This is a genomic window from Chromatiaceae bacterium (genome assembly GCA_024235395.1).
In the GTDB taxonomy this organism is placed as follows: Bacteria; Pseudomonadota; Gammaproteobacteria; order Chromatiales; family Chromatiaceae; genus Thiosocius.
Map to the genome: position 1 here is coordinate 97380 of JACKMK010000004.1, position 18512 is coordinate 115891.

18 protein-coding genes are annotated in these 18512 nt (G+C 63.8%); 9 read left to right on the top strand and 9 right to left on the bottom strand.

Annotated elements, in window-relative coordinates:
* Nucleotides 1-42: 42 nt before the first annotated feature.
* From H6955_18935 to zwf, 5 genes are all read right to left on the bottom strand, one after another.
* Nucleotides 43-1281 carry a sodium:proton antiporter gene (locus H6955_18935; protein ID MCP5315643.1) on the bottom strand — a complete coding sequence of 413 codons (1239 nt, stop codon included), beginning with the start codon at nucleotides 1279-1281 and terminating at the stop codon, nucleotides 43-45.
* A gap of 85 nt (nucleotides 1282-1366) precedes the next feature.
* Nucleotides 1367-3721 carry a glycosyl hydrolase gene (locus H6955_18940; GenBank protein ID MCP5315644.1) on the bottom strand — a complete coding sequence of 785 codons (2355 nt, stop codon included), beginning with the start codon at nucleotides 3719-3721 and terminating at the stop codon, nucleotides 1367-1369.
* A gap of 82 nt (nucleotides 3722-3803) precedes the next feature.
* The gene (locus H6955_18945; GenBank protein ID MCP5315645.1) at nucleotides 3804-4388 is read right to left on the bottom strand and encodes an Hsp20/alpha crystallin family protein; all 585 of its coding nucleotides are present in this window, start codon (nucleotides 4386-4388) and stop codon (nucleotides 3804-3806) included.
* Between the two features lie 11 nt (nucleotides 4389-4399).
* Entirely contained in the window at nucleotides 4400-4828 is a 429-nt protein-coding gene (locus H6955_18950) for a hypothetical protein (GenBank protein ID MCP5315646.1), read from the bottom strand.
* The gene (gene zwf, locus H6955_18955; protein ID MCP5315647.1) at nucleotides 4825-6336 is read right to left on the bottom strand and encodes a glucose-6-phosphate dehydrogenase; all 1512 of its coding nucleotides are present in this window, start codon (nucleotides 6334-6336) and stop codon (nucleotides 4825-4827) included. Before zwf ends, H6955_18950 begins: the two co-directional genes overlap by 4 nt.
* Nucleotides 6337-7055: 719 nt before the next feature.
* Between zwf and H6955_18960 the strand changes: the two genes are divergently transcribed.
* Together H6955_18960 and lepB are read left to right on the top strand one after the other, a co-directional pair.
* The gene (locus tag H6955_18960) at nucleotides 7056-7757 is read left to right on the top strand and encodes a glutamine amidotransferase (GenBank protein MCP5315648.1); all 702 of its coding nucleotides are present in this window, start codon (nucleotides 7056-7058) and stop codon (nucleotides 7755-7757) included.
* 111 nt (nucleotides 7758-7868) lie between these two features.
* Nucleotides 7869-8549 carry a signal peptidase I gene (lepB, locus tag H6955_18965; GenBank protein MCP5315649.1) on the top strand — a complete coding sequence of 227 codons (681 nt, stop codon included), beginning with the start codon at nucleotides 7869-7871 and terminating at the stop codon, nucleotides 8547-8549.
* A 32-nt stretch (nucleotides 8550-8581) separates the two neighbouring features.
* Here lepB and H6955_18970 read toward each other — a convergent pair whose 3' ends face one another.
* Both H6955_18970 and H6955_18975 read right to left on the bottom strand, forming a co-directional pair.
* Nucleotides 8582-10678 carry a HAMP domain-containing histidine kinase gene (locus H6955_18970; GenBank protein ID MCP5315650.1) on the bottom strand — a complete coding sequence of 699 codons (2097 nt, stop codon included), beginning with the start codon at nucleotides 10676-10678 and terminating at the stop codon, nucleotides 8582-8584.
* 4 nt (nucleotides 10679-10682) lie between these two features.
* A complete protein-coding gene (locus H6955_18975; GenBank protein ID MCP5315651.1) occupies nucleotides 10683-11381 on the bottom strand; it encodes a response regulator transcription factor in 699 nt (232 codons plus the stop codon).
* A gap of 217 nt (nucleotides 11382-11598) precedes the next feature.
* Here H6955_18975 and H6955_18980 point away from each other — a divergent pair, with 217 nt between their 5' ends.
* From H6955_18980 to H6955_19010, 7 genes are all read left to right on the top strand, one after another.
* Complete coding sequence (locus tag H6955_18980) at nucleotides 11599-12147, top strand: PspA/IM30 family protein (protein ID MCP5315652.1); 549 nt, start codon at nucleotides 11599-11601, stop codon at nucleotides 12145-12147.
* Nucleotides 12144-12716, top strand: coding sequence for a hypothetical protein (locus H6955_18985; GenBank protein ID MCP5315653.1), 573 nt, complete (start codon nucleotides 12144-12146; stop codon nucleotides 12714-12716). The genes H6955_18980 and H6955_18985 overlap by 4 nt, the downstream gene beginning before the upstream one ends.
* 12 nt (nucleotides 12717-12728) lie before the next feature.
* Complete coding sequence (locus tag H6955_18990) at nucleotides 12729-13946, top strand: VWA domain-containing protein (protein MCP5315654.1); 1218 nt, start codon at nucleotides 12729-12731, stop codon at nucleotides 13944-13946.
* A 264-nt stretch (nucleotides 13947-14210) separates the two neighbouring features.
* Nucleotides 14211-14720, top strand: coding sequence for a DUF1269 domain-containing protein (locus H6955_18995; GenBank protein ID MCP5315655.1), 510 nt, complete (start codon nucleotides 14211-14213; stop codon nucleotides 14718-14720).
* A gap of 132 nt (nucleotides 14721-14852) precedes the next feature.
* Nucleotides 14853-15686, top strand: coding sequence for a universal stress protein (locus H6955_19000; GenBank protein ID MCP5315656.1), 834 nt, complete (start codon nucleotides 14853-14855; stop codon nucleotides 15684-15686).
* Nucleotides 15687-15930: 244 nt separating this feature from the next.
* A complete protein-coding gene (locus tag H6955_19005) occupies nucleotides 15931-16404 on the top strand; it encodes a hypothetical protein (GenBank protein ID MCP5315657.1) in 474 nt (157 codons plus the stop codon).
* A 213-nt stretch (nucleotides 16405-16617) separates the two neighbouring features.
* Nucleotides 16618-17400, top strand: coding sequence for a hypothetical protein (locus H6955_19010; protein MCP5315658.1), 783 nt, complete (start codon nucleotides 16618-16620; stop codon nucleotides 17398-17400).
* A gap of 81 nt (nucleotides 17401-17481) precedes the next feature.
* Here H6955_19010 and H6955_19015 read toward each other — a convergent pair whose 3' ends face one another.
* Entirely contained in the window at nucleotides 17482-17745 is a 264-nt protein-coding gene (locus H6955_19015) for a succinate dehydrogenase assembly factor 2 (GenBank protein MCP5315659.1), read from the bottom strand.
* Between the two features lie 73 nt (nucleotides 17746-17818).
* Complete coding sequence (locus tag H6955_19020; protein ID MCP5315660.1) at nucleotides 17819-18511, bottom strand: succinate dehydrogenase iron-sulfur subunit; 693 nt, start codon at nucleotides 18509-18511, stop codon at nucleotides 17819-17821.
* Between the last annotated feature and the right edge of the window lies 1 nt (nucleotide 18512).

Below are 18512 nucleotides of genomic sequence, written 5' to 3' on the forward strand. Positions count from 1 at the left end.
CCTGGCCACGAAAACACATGCAAACGAACGGCCACATTGGCGTTAGGCATCACCGATGCCCTCCCCTTGCCTGCCCCATCGCGAACGCTGTATCCAGCCGAGCGAGCCTCCCTGCACCAGCAGGGCGAAAACGACGACCCCATAGGTGGCCGCAACCAACAGGTCGCGTTCGGCCACGATCGGCAGAGACAGGGCCATCGCCACTGACAGGCCGCCACGGAGGCCGCCCCAGACCATCATTCCGAGCGAAGCGGGGGAGATTCGCCACCAACGGCGCAGCAGCCCCAATGGAATCCCGATGCTGATCAGTCGCGCCAGCAAGACGATCGGTATCAGCACCGCGATGACGGCGAGATAGCGTTGATGAAAATGCATCACCAACACCTCCAGCCCGATCAGCATGAACAAGACCGCATTCAGGATCTCGTCCAACAGGTGCCAGAATAGGTCCAGATGGTGACGTGTCAGGATCGACATGCCCCGGCGTCCGTGGTGACCCACGATCAAACCCGCGACAACGACCGCAAGTGGCGCCGATATCCCCAATCGGTCCGCGAGGGTAAAGCCGCCGCTGACCAGGGCCAATGTCAACAGAATCTCCACTGTGTATTGGTCGACGCGACGCAGCAGGCGCGAAACGAGCCACCCGGCAAGCACTCCGAATGTGATGCCACCCAGCATCTCTTGCGCCAGCAGTAACGCGATCCCGCTTGACGACCGTGCCGCACCGCCTCCTATCAACGGCAACAGCAAGAGAAACAGGGTCACGCCGACGCCATCGTTGAACAACGACTCCCCCGCTATCTTGGCCTCCAGTCCCTGCCCGGCACCCAAGCGCTTTAGCAGCGCAAGGACCGAGATCGGATCCGTGGGTGATATCAGGGCGCCGAACAGAAGGCAGTACTGCCAGGACAGCGGTTGCCCGACCCACTGCAGGGCCCAATAGGTGCCAAATCCCACGATGACCACGGACAACGCGACGCCGAACGTCGCCAGAACCGCGACGATCAGCGCGTTACGACGCAGTTCTGCGAAGTCAACCGACAGAGCGCCCGAAAACAGCAGGAAACCGAGCAGCCCGTGCAACAGCGTAGAGTCGAAATGTACGCGTTGGACCAATGACTCAGCAGGACGAACCAGTTCGACACCCAGGGTCTGCAATATCACCAGGCCCAAAGAAAACACCAGCGCCGCGGCCATCACGCCAACGCTCGAGGGCAGCTTGATCCAACGGTTGTTGAGATAGGCGAAACACGCGGTCAATGTCAGCAGTACCGCCATCACGACCCAGATGCTCACGACGGGCGGTCGTCCAGACCATGTTGCAACCCGCGCATAGCGCACCTCCCATTCGGATCAACTCCGGTCAGTCTGCGGTGATCTCCATTCGAAAATCTTCGCCGTACCAGCGCGCGTCGTCCTTCCAGCGCCAGGTGAACTCCAGGCTGCGCCGGGGTCGCAGGTCGCCGCTCGCCAGATGCACTGCATGCAGACCGAGTCCGAGCAAGCGACTCGACTGGTCACGCACCCCGGTCCAGCCATCCGAGCCCCAATGCAGCGACACCGGTCGATCGAACAGCAGCAACAGGTGCTTGCCGTTGGGGACCGTCCTGGTCGGGGCGCCCGGGGTCCAGATCCAGGTGTCCGCCTGCGGCCTTGTCCCCTGATAGCGTTCCCACACGCTGTCTGGGCGATCGAAAGGGCGTCCCAGAGTGCGCGAGGCAACCAGTTTCACGAACTCGCTGTGCGCCCAGACCAGCGGCATCGCCGCACCGTTCGGTCGACCTGGATGAAGCCCGCGGTCCGGCAGCGCATCGGTGTCCCAGACCTGTTCGGGCAGCATCCCCTGCCCTCCCGTCATCTTGCTCGCGGCCTGCAGATAGGGCATGGGATCCTCCCCGGCGCTCAACGCGAAGTGGCCGCGCTCGCAGGTAAGCAAGGGCCACCCCCGCCCGATACCGGCACCGTCGAACGGACTGCCGTCGGCATGTTCGCCGTAGCCGTCATAGGTGTAGCGGTGCCATACCGGCCCCGACGGGGTATCGCTGCGCAGCAGGGCGTCGGCGACCCTGACGGAATCGCGGATCCATGGATCTTCGGCGCGGCGCAGACCCAGCCTTACGAGTTGCAGAAAGTCCAGCGCGACTTGTTCGTCGGCCGGCCAATCGACGTTGTCACGCCTGTTCTTGATCGGCAGGGCCCTGGCCAGGGCCTTTGGGTCGATCAGGCTATCGGCAGGTGCCTCGCGGACGTAGTACGCGGAGACACCGTGGCGCCGGGCCAGCCGCGTATCGACGGCCAGGGTCCATTCTTCCAGCCTGGAGTTCCAATAGTCCGCAATCTGCAGCGCGAGTTCGGCGTCGCGCTCCGGCATCAGATCCGCGCCGGCGACCAGCGCGGCGATGCAGACGGCGAGCGTGAAGGTGTTGACCCCGGCGTCTTCTTCCCAGCGGTCCTGTGGGCTGGCCGGCCCATGGCGTGCGATGAACCCGAGCGCGCGGACCACCATGTCGGTCACCGGTATATCGTGCAGGGCCCGGCGTTCGTTCAGCGCCGCGGCCAGCAATACCGGGAAGGCGGTTTCATCCAGCTGTATGCCATTCCAATAGGCCTTGCCACCCAACCATTGGTTCTGATGCCAATGACCGTCGGCGTTCTGCGTCGCGATCAGGTAGCGCAACACGTTCCGCGCCTCGGCCTCACCACCCAGTGCCAGCAGGGCTGTCGCAGACTCGACCAGGTCCCTCGGCCACACCAGGTGGTAGCCCCCGCGTTCTTCGCCGCTATTGCCCCAGGGCACCGACAGGCTCGCCACCATCGCACCGCTGAAGGTCTTGTCGCGGTGGCACTTGAGCACCATCGCGGAGGTTCGGTGCAAGGCGGCGAGGTTTTCCGGCAGCGTGGGACATGGTGCCCGCCCATTGCGTTCTCGATGCCACTGTTCCCAGGCGAGGGTCTGCTGCTGGCGTACCCCGTCGAACGACTGTGCGAGTGCGGCGACAGCCAGCGTGGCCGCGGCCTCCCTGGATGTCGCAAGGCCGAGCGCCAGGGTTGTGCGGCGTTGCAACTCACCGGCGAGTGCCACATTGCCTGGACCTGCACTCCCATGCTGCCAGGTCATGCGCCCGTGCCTGTCGAAGTCCTGCCAGAGATCGGTTGCACCCACATACCCCGCCGAAACGCGACGGTACCCATCGATGAACGTATCGTCGACAGCACTCAACGCCAGTCCGAAAGGGCCCTGCTCCGCCCACAGGATCGTGCGTCCACGGTAGCGTTCCGCCCATGCACAGTTGTCGCGTCCACTCCCACCCAGGCGCGGTGCCAGGACCACGTAGGGTCTGAGGCGCGCATCCCCTTCCAGCGTCGACTTGATGAGCAGGACGTCGCGTTCAGGGTCCGGACACAGGCGCAGTTCGAGGGTGAAACGGCGGTGCCGATGGGTGATCGTGGGAAGCGGGGTACCCGGTGTCGGCAGCTGCAGATCGTATGCGGCCAGTCGCTTGACCTCGACCCAAAACTCCCGGTCGTCGGCGACGATGAAACCCAGATCGCGTATCTGCGGTATATCGATACGCGGGTAGTAGACCTCGTTGACGATCCCGTGTCCCAGCGTATACCAGAGACGCGCGGATCCCATCGCGGTTCCCACCAGGTCCTTGTCACTGCTGCACCAGGTCGGCGGTATGCCGGGGGCGCCGGGAGCGGGCGTCGACTGCATCATTGAGTTACCGGCAGGCGACAACGGGGTGCGCGTCGCACGGCAGCGTTGCATCCCGTTGTCCGACCCTGCCTGACTGCCTTTACGATGTCAGTTTGGGCAGGGTCACCGTCAGCACCCCGTCACGAAACCGCGTCTGCATGCCGGTGGCCTCGACCGGTCCGGGCAGCGTGAAGGCCTGTTGGAAGCTGCTCGCATAGCTCTCCTGCTGGATCACCTGGCCGTTTTCGGCGGTCTGCTGCTCACCGCCCTGGGATTGCGAAGAGATGCTGAGCAGGCGCCCATCGAGCTTGACGTTGATGTCCCCCTCGCTGGCGCCCGGAATCTCCGCCTTGACGACATAGCTGTCGCCCTGCTCCTCGAGTGTGACCATGGGCTCGCTTTGCTGCACGTTGCCGACTCCTCCGGCATTCACGTCACTCAATGCGCCGTTGAACATCTGGTCCATCTGCGCCTGCATGCGCATCATGTCGGCATGCAGGGTGGCCCAGGGGTCGCGCCACTCGAACCGGGGCGCGGGAGTCCTCTCGGCCTGTTGCGGGGTGGCCTGTGGCGCACCTTGCGTGGCCGCTTCGGCGGGCGTGTCCGCTTGCGCCCCGGCGGCACCGAATGCGCCGAGCAGTGCGATTGCCATCAGGTTGCGTGACAGTGAGCTTCTGTTGTTCATGATGTGTCTCCTCATTGACCTTGGCGCTCCCGCCTTGCCGCGGCACGATCATGGCCGGGCACGGAGGCAAGTGCGCGTGCGTTGACATGGCACGTCTCACCATCTGAAACGTGCCGCCGAAAAAGCAGATAGGGGGCGCCCGCAAACGCGATCAGCGCGCCGCCGGCAACCCAGGGACTCACGACACTGAGCAGGCGGTGAAGCGCTGCCGCATGTCTGTCGAGCGTGTCTATGCCAAGGACCCGGACCGAAACCCAGCGCGTCGAACCGAGCAGATCGGCGGCGAGGAACCATCGCCAGGGCATGCGGGCGCTGCCGACGACCAGGCCGTTCAGGGGCATCCCGGTACTCTCGAACATCACCGCACCGGCCAGTGCGACATAGCCGCGGCGATGCAGCCACGGGTCGGCCTCCGCCGGGATGTGCGCGGTACCGGTCATCGGCCCGGCTCCTGCAGCGTGGGTGCCAGCCAACTGCGGCCGTCGCGACTGATCAGACCCTCGGCGGACTCGGGTCCCCAGCTTCCCGCCGGATAGTTGGGGAAGTCCACCGCCGGGTAGGCCTGCCAGGCGTCCAGGACGGGCTGTAACAGGCTCCAGGCTGCGTCGATCTGATCGGCGCGCATGAACAGCGTCTGGTCGCCAGCGAGGATCTCGAACAGCAGCGTCTCGTAAGCGGCGGGTACCGGGGTACGAAATGCCCTCTGGTAGGAAAAACGCAAGTCGGCCGGTGCCAGCGTGAAATGTGCGCCCGGCACCTTCACGTTCAGTTTCAGGTCCATGCCCTCGTCCGGTTTCAGCCGCAGCACCAGCCGAACCGGATGGTGATCTTCCCCCCCACTGTACGGATAGGCCTGGTGAGGGACCGGCCGGAACCGGATCGATACTTCCGAAACGGACTGTGCCAGACGTTTGCCGGTGCGCAGATAGAACGGAACACCCTGCCAACGCCAGTTGTCGACGAACAACTTCAGTGCTGCGAAGGTCTCGGTACCCGAGGTCGGGTCGACACCCGGCTCTTCGCTGTATCCCCGCACGAGCGTGCCGCCGACCCACCCTGGTCCGTATTGGCCGCGTGTGGCGAATTCCGAGACCGCGTGTTCAGGAATCGCCCGCATCGCGCGCATCACGTCCATCTTGCGGTCGCGCAGACGGTCTGCTGCAAAGCTCGCCGGCGGCTCCATCGCGATCAAGCAGAGCAACTGCATCAGATGGTTCTGTACCATGTCGCGCAGTGCACCGGCGCCTTCGTAGTAGCCACCGCGGTGCTCCACTCCGAGCGTCTCGGCGACGGTGATCGTCACGTGGTCGATGTAGCGGCGGTCCCATATGGGCTCGAAGATCGGGTTGGCAAACCGCAACGCAAGGATGTTCTGTACCGTCTCCTTCCCCAGGTAGTGATCGATCCGATACAGCTGTGACTCGTTGAGCCCTTCCCGCAGCAGGGCGTCTATCTGCCGGAAACTGGTCAGGTCCGACCCGATCGGCTTTTCGACCACCAGTCGGGAAAGTTCGCGGTCCTTGACCAGGCCTGCCGCGGCGAGCCCTGCGGCAGCCGGCTCGAACACCGCAGCCGGGGTGGCGAGGTAAAACACGCGCTGTGGTGTCGACGTGAAATCGGTGGTCGCGGCATCTATCGCCGGGACCAGTCCAACATAGGCCCCCGGGTCCGCGAGGTCGGATCTGTGATACCGGAGCCTTCGGGTGAATGCCTGCCAGGTATCGTCGGTGGGCGGCGCGGTCCGCCCGAATTTCTTGCAGCCCGACCTGAGGCGATCCGACAGCGCCGTCGTGGACAGTTCGGTACGGTCGACCGCGAGGATCGCGAATTGCTGCGGAAGATTGCCGGCCCGATGCAGTTCGAACAGCGCCGGTACCACCAGGCGGCGCGCCAGGTCGCCAGCCGCACCCAGCAGCACGAACAGGGTTGGTCGCTCGGTTGCCATCATGTTTCGATTCGTGAACATAGTGTCTGACTTGCTGCCTGTGTCCGGGCCTGCCACGCGAGTGCAGCTACTCGGCTGTGCCACCGCCGTTCGCATGTCCCGGCGTACAGCACGTTGCAGTCAACGTGCCATAACACATTTGCGCCTGATTTCATGCGGTTGCGGCGACTTTGCAGCGGCGCCGGGCAGGCGCTGGTGCAGGTCAACCAGGGGCCTTGGGGATGGCGAACCAAACCGTGGTTGGCCGATGCTGGAGGTCTTCCGGCGCAGTGCGCGCGACCCGATCGACCATCACCGTGTCGGTCGACACCCAGATCGATGGCAGGAGGTGTTGGGCGGAGAACCGGTCGACATCATCACCCGAGGACGATCGCTGCATGCCGTGACCGGGTCGCCAGCTCCCGTCCGTCGAACGCCCGGAGGCCTAACCGGATCGTGGGTCGGCAGTCGGCATCGAATGCGCAACCCTCCCGGCACGCGCTGCCCCCTTGTGCGCTGGCGTGTGCGACTATCGCGCTGGTCGACGGACTGGTGTCGGCGCATGTGGTGATGCACCATTCCGTGGACGGCGCTCGGTAAGGATCTACGGCAATGCACGCGAGAACGCCGACGACGTCGCTCAGCAGAAGGTCGCAGCCTCGTCGGCTGCTCCAGCGTTACCGGGACCCACGAATGCGCCCGGTGAGGCACTCCCGCAAATCCGAAGCACGAAGGTACTCGCAGTGAAGTCCGCACAAGTCATCCGGCACATTGCATTTGAAGACCTGGGCGCGTTCGAGGCGCCACTCGCAGACGCGGGTTATGCCATCCGGTACTGCGACGTCGGCGTCGACGATCTGGGCAGGATCGACGCCGACACCACGGACCTTCTCGTGGTGCTCGGCGGCCCCATCGCGGCCTATGCAGAATCGGCGTACCCGTTTCTGACGAGCGAACGCCGACTGATCGCCCGCCGTCTCGCACGCGGACGACCGACGATCGGCATCTGCCTCGGCGCCCAGTTGATCGCGAGTGCGGCTGGGAGTCGCGTCTATCCCAGCGGTGGCGTGGAGATCGGCTTCGCACCGATCACCCTAACCCCGGCTGGACGGGCATCCTGTCTCGCGGCATTCGACGACGATCCAATGACACTGCATTGGCACGGTGACACCTTCGATCTGCCCCGGGGCGCCGAACGGCTCGCATCCACGACGCTTTGCGAGAACCAGGCGTTCGCCATAGGCCGCAACATCATCGGCTTCCAATTCCATCCCGAGGCCGATGCCCACCGGATGGAACAATGGTTGATCGGGCACGCGGTGGAACTCGCGGCGGCCGGCATCGACATCCCTGAACTGCGTATCCAGGCGCAACACCTTGCGCCCGGTCTGACCGCCAAGGCAGCGCAAGTCGTCGAGACCTGGCTGTCGCAGCTCGACGATTGATTCTTTCGGCCAGGTCGTTCTGCCAGCAGCTCGCGGGCCCTGCAATTCCTTTGAACTTGAAGACGCGTGATCGGTCTGCGAAAGTGACCAAAGACGATCAGTGGGGTTTGGATGCGCACTTGGCTCCGTGAAAATCGCGGCTTCATCCTGTTCCTGGTGCTGTTCGGACTGTTCCGCACCGGCGTCGCCGACTGGAATCCGATCCCCTCCGGTTCGATGAGGCCGACGCTGCTGGAAGGCGATGTAGTTCTGGTGAACCGCCTGGCATACGACCTCAAGCTGCCCCTGACCGATCTCGTACTGGCGCACCTCGGCGAACCCGAACGGGGCGACATCGTGACCTTCTCGCGACCCGGAGATGGCACGCGTCTGATCAAGCGTGTCATCGGTGTGCCCGGCGACCTCGTCGAGATGCACGGCAAGCGTCTGTACCTGAATGGTGCGCCGGCGGATTACCGTTTGCAGGCACGCTTCGCGGAACCCGTCGATGGTCGGGGCGAGGTGCCCGCTTTGCGGTTGCACGAACGGTTCGCCGGAACCGGGTATGACGTCCAATGGCTTGCCGGCGACGCCCCGGCGTCGAGCTTCGGCCCGCTGCGCGTTCCGGCCGGTCACTACCTGATGCTCGGGGACAACCGTGATCGAAGTGCCGACTCGCGATTCTTTGGTCCGGTCCCGCGCGAGGCCCTGATCGGCCGCGCGGAACGGGTGCTGGTGTCGGTTGCCTACCAGGAGGACTGGTCTCCCCGCCTGAAACGTTTCGGACAGTCTTTGGCGGCGAGTTCCAAGTGAGGTAACCGCAGGGCGGCGGACCTGTCTGCCCGTCAGCCTCCCGCGGTACCGGGTAGGCTGAAGCGGAACTCCGCGCCCGGGTCGACGTTGACGACATCGACCTTGCCATCCATCGCCGCGACCATCTGGCTGACCAGCGCCAGGCCGATGCCGGTGCCCAGGGTCTCGCGCGTGAGTTCGCTCTCGGAGCGGTAGAACAGACGGAAGATCTTCTTCATCTGATCCCTCGGAATACCGGGGCCATAGTCGCGTACCGTGAAGACCACCGAGCCGTCGCGCTGACGGTGGCAACCGAGATCGATTGCCGGTCGCTTTGCCTTCGTGCTGAACTTGATCGCATTGTCGATCAGGTTGATCACGATCTGGGTGAAGTAATCGCGATCGGCGTTCACGGTGGCGGATGCCACGTCGTCCGGGCAATCGAGTCGTAACGTGAAGCCCGCACGTTCGACACGCGTGTCGATCTTTGAACGGACCGTATTCATCAGTTCTCCGGCGGACACCGGCTTGAGGCTCGCCTCGATATTATTGCGAGTCATGCGCGCCAGTTGCAGCACATTGTTGATCAGGCGCGTGAGGCGCTCGCTTTCGTCGTGGATGTAGTCGTAGTACTCGCGCTTCTTTTCCTCCGGTGCCCATCCCTCACGCAGCATCTCGCCATACATCCGGATCGAGGTCAGCGGCGTCTTCAGCTCGTGGCTGACCGCGGACACGAAGTCCTGTTGTTGACGTGCCAAGCGGATCTGCCCCAGGCCGAGGCGATACAGCAGGAAGAACCCGCCACACAGTATCAGTGCGAGGACGACCGCCAGCCAGGTCACGATGGCGCCTCCAAGTGTGGCCGGCAATCGATTGATGCTGAAGATCAACTGCAGGTCGCCGAATGGTGCGCCCATGCGGGTCTGATACAACAGGTCGCCACGCAGATCGCTGGCGCTGCTGTACAGCTCGCGCGCAGTCCCGCCGCTGAACGCGCCGACGACATCGCCCTGGAAGGCGGCGATCAGGTCGCTCATCTGCGACAGTGCGGTCGCCCGGAACGCCTGTTCGATCATGCCCTTCAGAAACGCCTGCTGATCGATCAACAATCCCTGGACGTAGCGCTGGCCGTCTCGCCATACCTTGCGAAACAGTACGAAGTGCCCGCTCTCCAGGCGGCTGAATTCGAACGGGTCGATCTCGCTTTCGAACACGTGGATGCGCCGCTTGGCGGCTGCCTCGTCGGCAACGGCCGGTGACGCGGCAAGCGACGGCGGGGCCGCGGGTACAGCCTGCGGCAACGCACTCAGTTCCTTGCGCACCTCTCGGGATGCCGCCTGTTCGGCCTGGGACACCACGGTTCGCGGTGACTTCCGCTCGACGGCATCCGCCTCGAATTGCTGGTCAAGGCGGAGGTCCTCGACACGCCCCAGCGTTTTGGCGGCCTTCCTCTGCCTGCCCGGCTCACCCGGTGCGGCCGCGCGATTGAGCTGATCGAATACCGCCTGTCCAGATACCGTCACCTCGGGCGCGATCGAAGCGGCGGATGTGACGACAGGCGCCGTACCCGGCACCCGTACCTCGTCGGTAGCCTGCACTTTACCCATGGACGCCTCTGACGCGGTCTCCGCTTCTTCATCGAGTCCACGTCCGCCAGTCGCTCTGACCAGTCGATTGCGGCCGAGGATCGAATGGATCCGTGTTGCGAGCTGAACACGTTGGCGCAACTCGGCACCGTTGATGCCAAACGCCTCGGCATCCGTCCCGGTCGGCGGCAACAGGGGCGTACTGAAGTCGCCCTCTGCGTCGACCTGGAAATAGCCGATGGCACCGGGCAGATCGATCGACAGCGGGAAGTCGGCCAACGGCGATCGCTGCACGAAGTTCGCAGACGGATCACCCGCAGCGACCAGGAAGCCGTAGTCCGCGAACCCGCGTGCCTCTTCCGTGCCGAGCCGCTCATCGAGCGCGGTGCGGATACGGTCGCCCAGTTCCTCGGCCATCTGGCGATACTGATGAAAGGCTTCCCATTTCAGTTGGCCGTAGGCATGAGCGATCAGCAACGCGGTCGGCACGGCAAGCGCGACGAAAAACACGGCCAGCCAGAGGCGCAGTCGTCGTGGCGAAAGCCCGCTCAACGTACGTCGCACACCCTCACCCACTCAGCAGCCGATAACCCGCACCGCGCACGGTCACGAGATAGCGTGGATCACCGGCCTGCGGCTCGATCTTGCGCCTCAGCTTGGCGATATGGATATCGACGGTGCGTGTCTCGAGGTCTGCGTTTCTTGAGTAACCCCAGACCTTGTTGAGCAGCTCTTCGCGAGACACCGGGCGGTCGTTGTTGGCGTCCAGGTACTGGAGGATCTCGATCTCACGGCGGGTAAAGGCACATGACGCCTCGCCACACTGCCCTGCGAGGTTGCGCGTGTCGATACGCACGTCGTCACCCAGCCGGATCTGCTGCCCGACCGACGTGTTCCGGGAACGGCGCAATACCGCCTGTACGCGCAACACCAGTTGTGCGACCGAGAAGGGCTTCGCGACGTAGTCATCGGCGCCGAGCGAAAGGCCCTGGATGATGTCTTCGTCTTGGGTCTTCGCCGTCAGCATGATGATCGGCTGGTCGCGATCCTCTGCACGGATCCTGTCGCAGATCTCGAAACCGTCCATACCGGGAAGCATCACGTCGAGCAGGATCATATCGAACCGCCCACTGAGCGCCATCCGCAGTCCCGATGGCCCGTCTGCGACGCTGTCGACTGCGAAACCATGGTAGACGAACACGTCGGTCAACCCGGCGCGTATCGCGGCTTCGTCTTCGACGATCAGAATGCGATGTTTGGTGTCCATGCTTACCGGTGGATCGAACGATGGCGATCGGCCCGCACCGAGGCATGGCGCGGTCGGATACCAGGTCTCTTCGAAAGCTTATCAACTCCCGGCACAGGTGCACTGTAAAACTTTTGTAAACGGATTCCGCGCGTTTTTACCAAAGCCCGTCTGTTGCCCTTCCGGGGTGCTTCCTAGACTGAACCCGTATTTCAGAGACACGGACCGGGAGGCCGAGATGGCATTGATCACGCGCATATCACGATTGTTTCGAGCGGACGTCAACGCGGTCCTGGACCGCATCGAGGAACCCGAACTGCTGCTCAAACAGGCGGTTCGCGAGATGCAGGAAGCGCTCGATCTCGATGTCCAGCGGCGCCGATCCATCACCATGGAGTTGCAGCGCATCGGCACCCTGCAGGCGGAGACCGACGCGCGTCTCGCGCGCACCGCCGATGAGCTGGACCTGTGCTTCGCAAACGGCAACGAGAATCTCGCGCGGGTATTGCTCAGACGTCGCCTCGAATCCGAGGCATTTGCCCGGTTCCTGGAGCGCAAACGCGAGGAACTGCAGGCCGCGGCCTCCGATCTCGCGCGGCGGATCGACGAAAACCAGGGGCGCCTGGACAGCATGCGTCAGAAGGCGGCCGTGTTCGTCGCCCGGGAAGACAGCAGCGGAACCGACGGCGCCTGGACCGAATCGGCGTTTGCACGCCAGTTCGTCGTCAGCGACGACGATGTCGAACTCGCGTTGCTGCGCGAGCGTCAGCAGCGGGTGACGTCATGAAACGGCCGACCTTCCTCGAGGGCGCGGGTGTCGCGCTGGTGACCAGTGCGCTCGGCGGCATCGCGTTCCGCAGCCTGGCCACGCTGTTCGCAGCCGGCACCGTCGCCCGTCTACTGATCGCCGGTATCGGTCTGCTGTACATCCTCTATCTGCTACGACGCAGCAGCGAAACGGTGGGCCGCATCGCGGTGGTCTCGCTCTGGCTGGTCGGCACGATCGGTGTCTGGATGCTGGGCCTGAGTCTTCCGCTCTACCTGGCGGCCTACCTCGGCTTCATCTGGCTGGTGCGCTCGCTGTACTTCCATTCCAGCCTCTTCCCTGCAATCGCGGATCTCGCGCTGGTTGCGTTCGGCGTGATCGGGGCCGGATGGGCCTGGCTGGAGACCGGCAGCCTGTTTGTCAGTCTGTGGTGCTTCTTCCTCGTACAAGCGCTATTCGTCGCGATTCCAGGAAGCGTTGGTCGGCAGTCGGCCGCAATGAACAGCGGCCACCGGGCGGACCGTTTTCAGTATGCCTACCGGGCCGCGGAGACGGCGATCGGCAGGCTTTCGACCACCCATCATTCGTAGAGGAGAATGGCAATGAACCCGAAGATCATCGCGTTGGCAATGTTCGCCTTCACTGTCGGCGGTATCGCACTGTATCCGGCGACCCAGCAACCCGGTGCCACCGGCAACCCACCGGTGCCACCGGCCCTGCACAAGCCGGTGTTCGATCCGACCGCTCGTGAACGCCCGAAGATCGAGGTGGTGTTCGCACTCGACACCACCGGCAGCATGGGCGGCCTGATCCAGGCGGCGAAGGAAAAGGTCTGGTCGATCGCGACGACGATGGCACAGGCGAAACCCGCCCCCGAGATCAGGATCGGGCTGGTCGCCTACCGCGATCGCGGAGACGACTATGTCACCAGGGTGTTCGACCTGTCGGAAGACCTCGACACCCTGTACGCGACATTGATGGATTTCACCGCGGGCGGCGGCGGCGACGAGGCGGAAAGCGTCAATCAGGCACTGTTCGATGCGGTCAACAAGGTGTCGTGGAGCAACGACCAGAGCGCGTACAAGGTTGTGTTCCTGGTCGGCGATGCGCCACCGCACATGGACTACCAGGACGACACCAAGTATCCGCAGACCCTCGCAATGGCGAAGGCCAGGGGGATTGTCGTCAACACCATCCAGGCCGGCAGCCGCGACAACACGCGGAATGTCTGGATTCAGATCGCTCAGGCCGGAGCCGGCCAGTACGCACAGGTGGAACAGAACGGCAGCGCCGTGGCGATCGCCACACCGTTCGATGAGCGCCTCGCCACGTTGTCGGCAGAACTCGACGAGACACGGTTGTATTACGGTAGCGCCGAAGAAAAAGCCAAGCGGCTGATGAAACAGGAAGCGGCAAAGAAGCTGCATGAAACGGCATCGGTCTCGGCACGTGCACGGCGTGCAACCTTCAACGCCACCGACAGCGGCGAGACGAACCTGCTCGGTGAAGGTGAACTGGTCGAAGACGTCGCCAGCGGACGGGTAGATCTCGACGCCCTGCCCGCTGCCGCCCTGCCCGAACCGCTGAAGGCGATGGCGCCGTCCGAACAGAAGCTGGTGATAGAACAGACCGCGAAACGGCGTGCTGAACTCAGGCAACAGATCGGCCAGCTGGCCGCACAACGCGCCGATTTTCTGAAGGCGCAGGTGGAGGCGTCCGGCACGGCCGATGCCTCGTTGGACAACCAGCTGTACGACACCATCCGCGAGCAGGCCGCCGGCAAGGGATTGCGCTACGAGGCGGACGCCCCGGCCTACTGATCGCCGACTCCGTGCACGCGACGCGGAGTGGCCCGACGGCGGGTCACTCCGCGGTCGTGAGGCCGGCCTGCCGGCGGGGGATCACAGGGCCGCAAAGTGCGCCTTGGGCCGGCGTTCTTCACGCCGCGTATCCGGCAAGGCGCCGCACACAATCGCAAGGGCCGAATCAAGGATGTTCTATCCTTATCACTAGGAGGCGGTCGAATCGGGCCGCGTGGACTTGATCGAACAAAACACTTGAATTACATATTGGAGGTCATTGCAATGCGTAGAATTTATTTTCTCGTTCCAGACCTCAATACCGCAAAGGCGGTAACCGACGAGCTGCTGCTGGCACGCATCGAAGAACGTCATATCCACGTCATTGCGCGCGAAGGCACCGAGCTGGGCAATCTTCCCAAGGCCTCGTTGCTACAGACCAGCGACGTGATCCCGGCCGTCGAACGCGGTCTGGCGGTCGGCGGCGCCACCGGCATCCTCGCCGGGGTGGCAGCGGTCAGCTTTCCACCGGCCGGACTGGTACTCGGCGGCGGAGCGATCCTGGCGACTGCATTGATTGGATCCGGTATCGGTGTCTGGCTGTCGAGCATGATCGGTGTGGACGTGGCGAACAGCCAGATCAAGCAGTTCGAGGGAGCGATCGAAAGCGGCGAGCTCCTGTTCCTGGTGGACGTTCCAAAGGAACGCGTCGAGCAGATCGAGGCGATGGTGAAATCGCATCACCCGGATGCCGACATCGAAGGTACCGAACCGCATATCCCGGCATTCCCCTGATACGGGGCGACGCCATCACCGCCTTTTGCACCGCGTGCAGAGCGGCGGTGATCTGATCATCCGCAGAGAGGTATCCTTGCCGATCGGAGGGCATCCGGCGGGTGCCGCAGTAACGCTGACGGAGGGACAGTCATGATCCGGCAAATGCCCGTACAGGAAGAGAACATCGTGGCCTTCCGACTGAGCGGGAGGTTGACGCACGCCGACTACCAGGAGTTCCTGCCGCGTGTCGAACAGCTGATCGAGGAAAGCGGCCGGATTTCGGTGCTGCTCGAGCTCGTGGATTTTCACGGCTGGGACCTGGCCGCCGCGTGGGACGACTTCCGGCTGGGGATGAAACATGCCCAGGATTTCGAGCGCATCGCGATCGTCGGACACGGCACCCTGCAACGCTGGATGGCGCTGATGGCCAAGCCCTTCACGAGCGCCCAGGTCAGTTTCTTCGAGGAAGAACAGATCGGCGATGCCTGGGACTGGCTGCGCGAGCCGAGGCGTGAGGCGAGGCTCGATGCCGCGACTCCCACACCCTACCGGCACATCCTGGTCGGTGTGGATTTCTCGGCACATTCGGTACGCGCCGTACGCCGTGCCCTCGACCTGGCGAAGCGCCACGGTGGCCGGGTGAGCCTGGTACACGCGGTGGACGCCTACGTCTATTACGACCAGACGGTGGATCCCGTCGCTCCGGTCGACCTCAACCTGGAACAGGAACTCGTCGACGCCGCCGAAGAGCGGATGAGCGCGATGCTGACGGAATTCGCTGCCGACGGCCTCTCGGGCAGCGTGCTGCTCGGGTCACCGAAGCGGGTAATCCTTTCGCAGGCCGAGGGTCTGCATGCCGACCTGATCGTGTTGGGCACGCACGGCCGCCAGGGCGTGGCCCGCCTGCTCGGCTCGACGGCCAGCGGGGTGAGTCACAGCGCACGCTGCGACGTGCTGATGGTGCGTATCGACGGGGCGCGGTGACGATGCGCGCGATCGTTGCCCCGATAAACCGTATGGCACGCCAACTGTCGAGTTGAGTTGGCGTCCATTTCGACGCGGCGCCGCCTGCAAGCCGTCGATGACCCCGGTCGACGGGGTTCCGTCGAATGTTCGTCTCGACACATCGACCACCAAGGCTATGCTCGGTTGGAGGCATGCCTTGCCGAAAGGACCGGCGGTCCGTTTCCGTCACCGCTTCGCCCGATTCACCACCGAGGGTTGAACGATGAAACACTGTGCGTTTGTCTGGCTACTGGGTCTGTCCGCGCTGTTCGGCATCGCGAGGGCCGACGCCCTTTCCGAGGCGAGCGCCTTGTTCGAGCGATACGTGGCGCTCGAGCACGCGTTCGACCCGGCAGTCGCCGATCTGTACGCAGACGATGCCCTGATCGTGAATACCCGTCTCTATCCGAACGGCGAGTCGGTCGAGTTGAAGGTCCCCGCAACCGAGTACAAGATGCTGATCCGGCAGGCGATGCCGGTTGCCAAGGCGACCAATGACACCAGCGAGTACAGCGATGTCACCTACGTCGAGGAAGGTCGGGGGTTCCGCGTCCACGCGCGGCGGCACTCCAACCTGGAGCAACACACCAGCCCGTTGACGCTGTTGGTGGAACCCGACGCACAGGGGCGCTGGGTGATCCGCGAAGAGCTGTCGGAATCGCTGGCCGTTCCCCCGCGACCGCAGACCGCGCAATGACCACAGCCAGTGAGGCGGTGGATGTGTGAGCACTGCCGCGCGGCCTGTTCGACCGCCACTTCGAGGTAAGGCCGGGCGTCCGTGATCGCGATGCCGGCGCGGTCGATCGTGGGGACCCCATGGCCTCTGTTCAGGGATACGGCAGGTCCGGCAGAATGGCGCCGGGGCGTGCTTCCGCGCCCCGACCATCGAATATCCGCCAGCGAGGAGCCCATGTCGAACGGTCTGCTGATGTCCGCACCCATCTCGGTTTTCTTTGCCGTCGTAACGCTGATGATGCTGGCGTTCTTCGAGCTCGGATTCAGGGTCAATCGGTTCGCGCGTTCGGACACCGATGAGGCGGCGTCTTCTTCGCTCGGACCGATGGTCGGCGGCTTGCTTGGGATGCTGGGTTTCGTCCTCGCGTTCACCTTTTCGATGGCCGCTTCGCAGCATCAGGCGCGCAAGCAGGGCGTGATCGACGACGCGAACACCATCGGCACCGCCTTTCTGCGTGCCGATCTGCTGCATGAGGCATCGTCCGCAACCGTACGGAACCTGCTGCGCGAGTACGTCAAGATCCGGGTCGAAGTGGTCGAGGGTGGCGACATGGCCACTGCCCTCGCCCGTACGGCCGAACTTCAACGCCAGTTGTGGCACGAGGTCGTCGCGGTCGCCAGGGCAACGCCAGACACCAATTCAGCGCTGATGGTGCAGGCGATGAACGACGTCATCGACATGCACGAGAAGCGTCTCGACGCGGCGTTACGCAACCGTATCCCCAATTCGGTGTGGATTGCACTCTCAGCGATCACCCTTTTGACGATGGCGACGCTGGGGATACAGGCAGGCCTGAGTGGCAAACGGCGAATGGCTGCGGTGGTGCCATTGACAGTAGCGTTTGCGGTGTTGGTCACGCTGGTCATCGACCTGAACCGACCGCAGCAAGGACTGATCAAGGTGAGTCAGGCGTCGATGATCGGTCTGCAGCAGAGCATGGGCGAAGCGACGAACTGAGCGGGCCGCATACTGCAGGTCGACGATGTCGGGACACTGCGGCATCAAGACGGGCCAATCGTGGCTGGGCCTGGCGCGCTATCACCCTTGGCGTTCGCCTGGCATCCGGATTCGGTCGATCAGCCGCTGCCATGCGGGATCGGGATGTGCCTGGCCATTCAACAGCCATAGCTGGAGCTCCGGGTCCTGGGCGGTAAGCAGTTGGCGAAACAGCTGCTGTTCCGCGTGGTCCGCGGTGGCGTAGAGGTCGTTGAGGTAACGCTCGAGGACGAAATCGAGTTCGAGCATGCCGCGTCGGCACTGCCAGCGGAGCTGACCCAGGTTCGATCTGTCTCGGTCGGTCATCGCCTCACCATGGAACCGATCTCGGTGCAGTGAGTCGTCGCCGGCGACGTCCTGCAGACACCGCGACCGGCGTTCAGACCGCGTTTTTCAGCATCAGCGTCTTGATGTGGCCGATCGCCTTGGTCGGATTCAACCCCTTGGGACAGACCTCCACACAGTTCATGATCGTATGGCAGCGGAACAGCTTGTAAGGTCCTTCCAGCGCGTCGAGGCGCTCGTCGGTGGCCTGGTCGCGCGAATCCGCCAGGAAGCGCCATGCCGTCAGCAGTGCCTGGGGGCCATGAAACTTTTCGGGATTCCACCAGAACGAAGGACAGGCGGTGGAGCAGCAGCCGCACAGAATGCATTCGTACAGACCGTCGAGTTTGTCGCGCTCGGCGGGAGACTGCAGGATCTCCTGCTCCGGCATCGGATCGTTGCGCACCAGCCAGGGCTTGACCGCCTTGTACTGCTGGTAGAACTGCGTCATGTCGACGACCAGGTCGCGAATGATCGGCCGACCCGGGAACGGGCGTACCTCGACCGGTTCCTTGAGTTCGGAGACGGGCGTGATGCAGGCGAGCTTGTTGGTGCCGTTGACGTTGACGCCATCCGAACCGCATACGCCCTCGCCGCACGAGTGGCGGAACGCGAACGACTCGTCCAGACGTTTGACCTCCAGCAGGGCGTCGCGCAGCATCATGCCGCGCGTGACCTCGATGTCGAATGCCTGCATGTACGGGCTGGTGTCGGTCTCGGGATTGTAGCGGTAAACCAGAAATTTCATC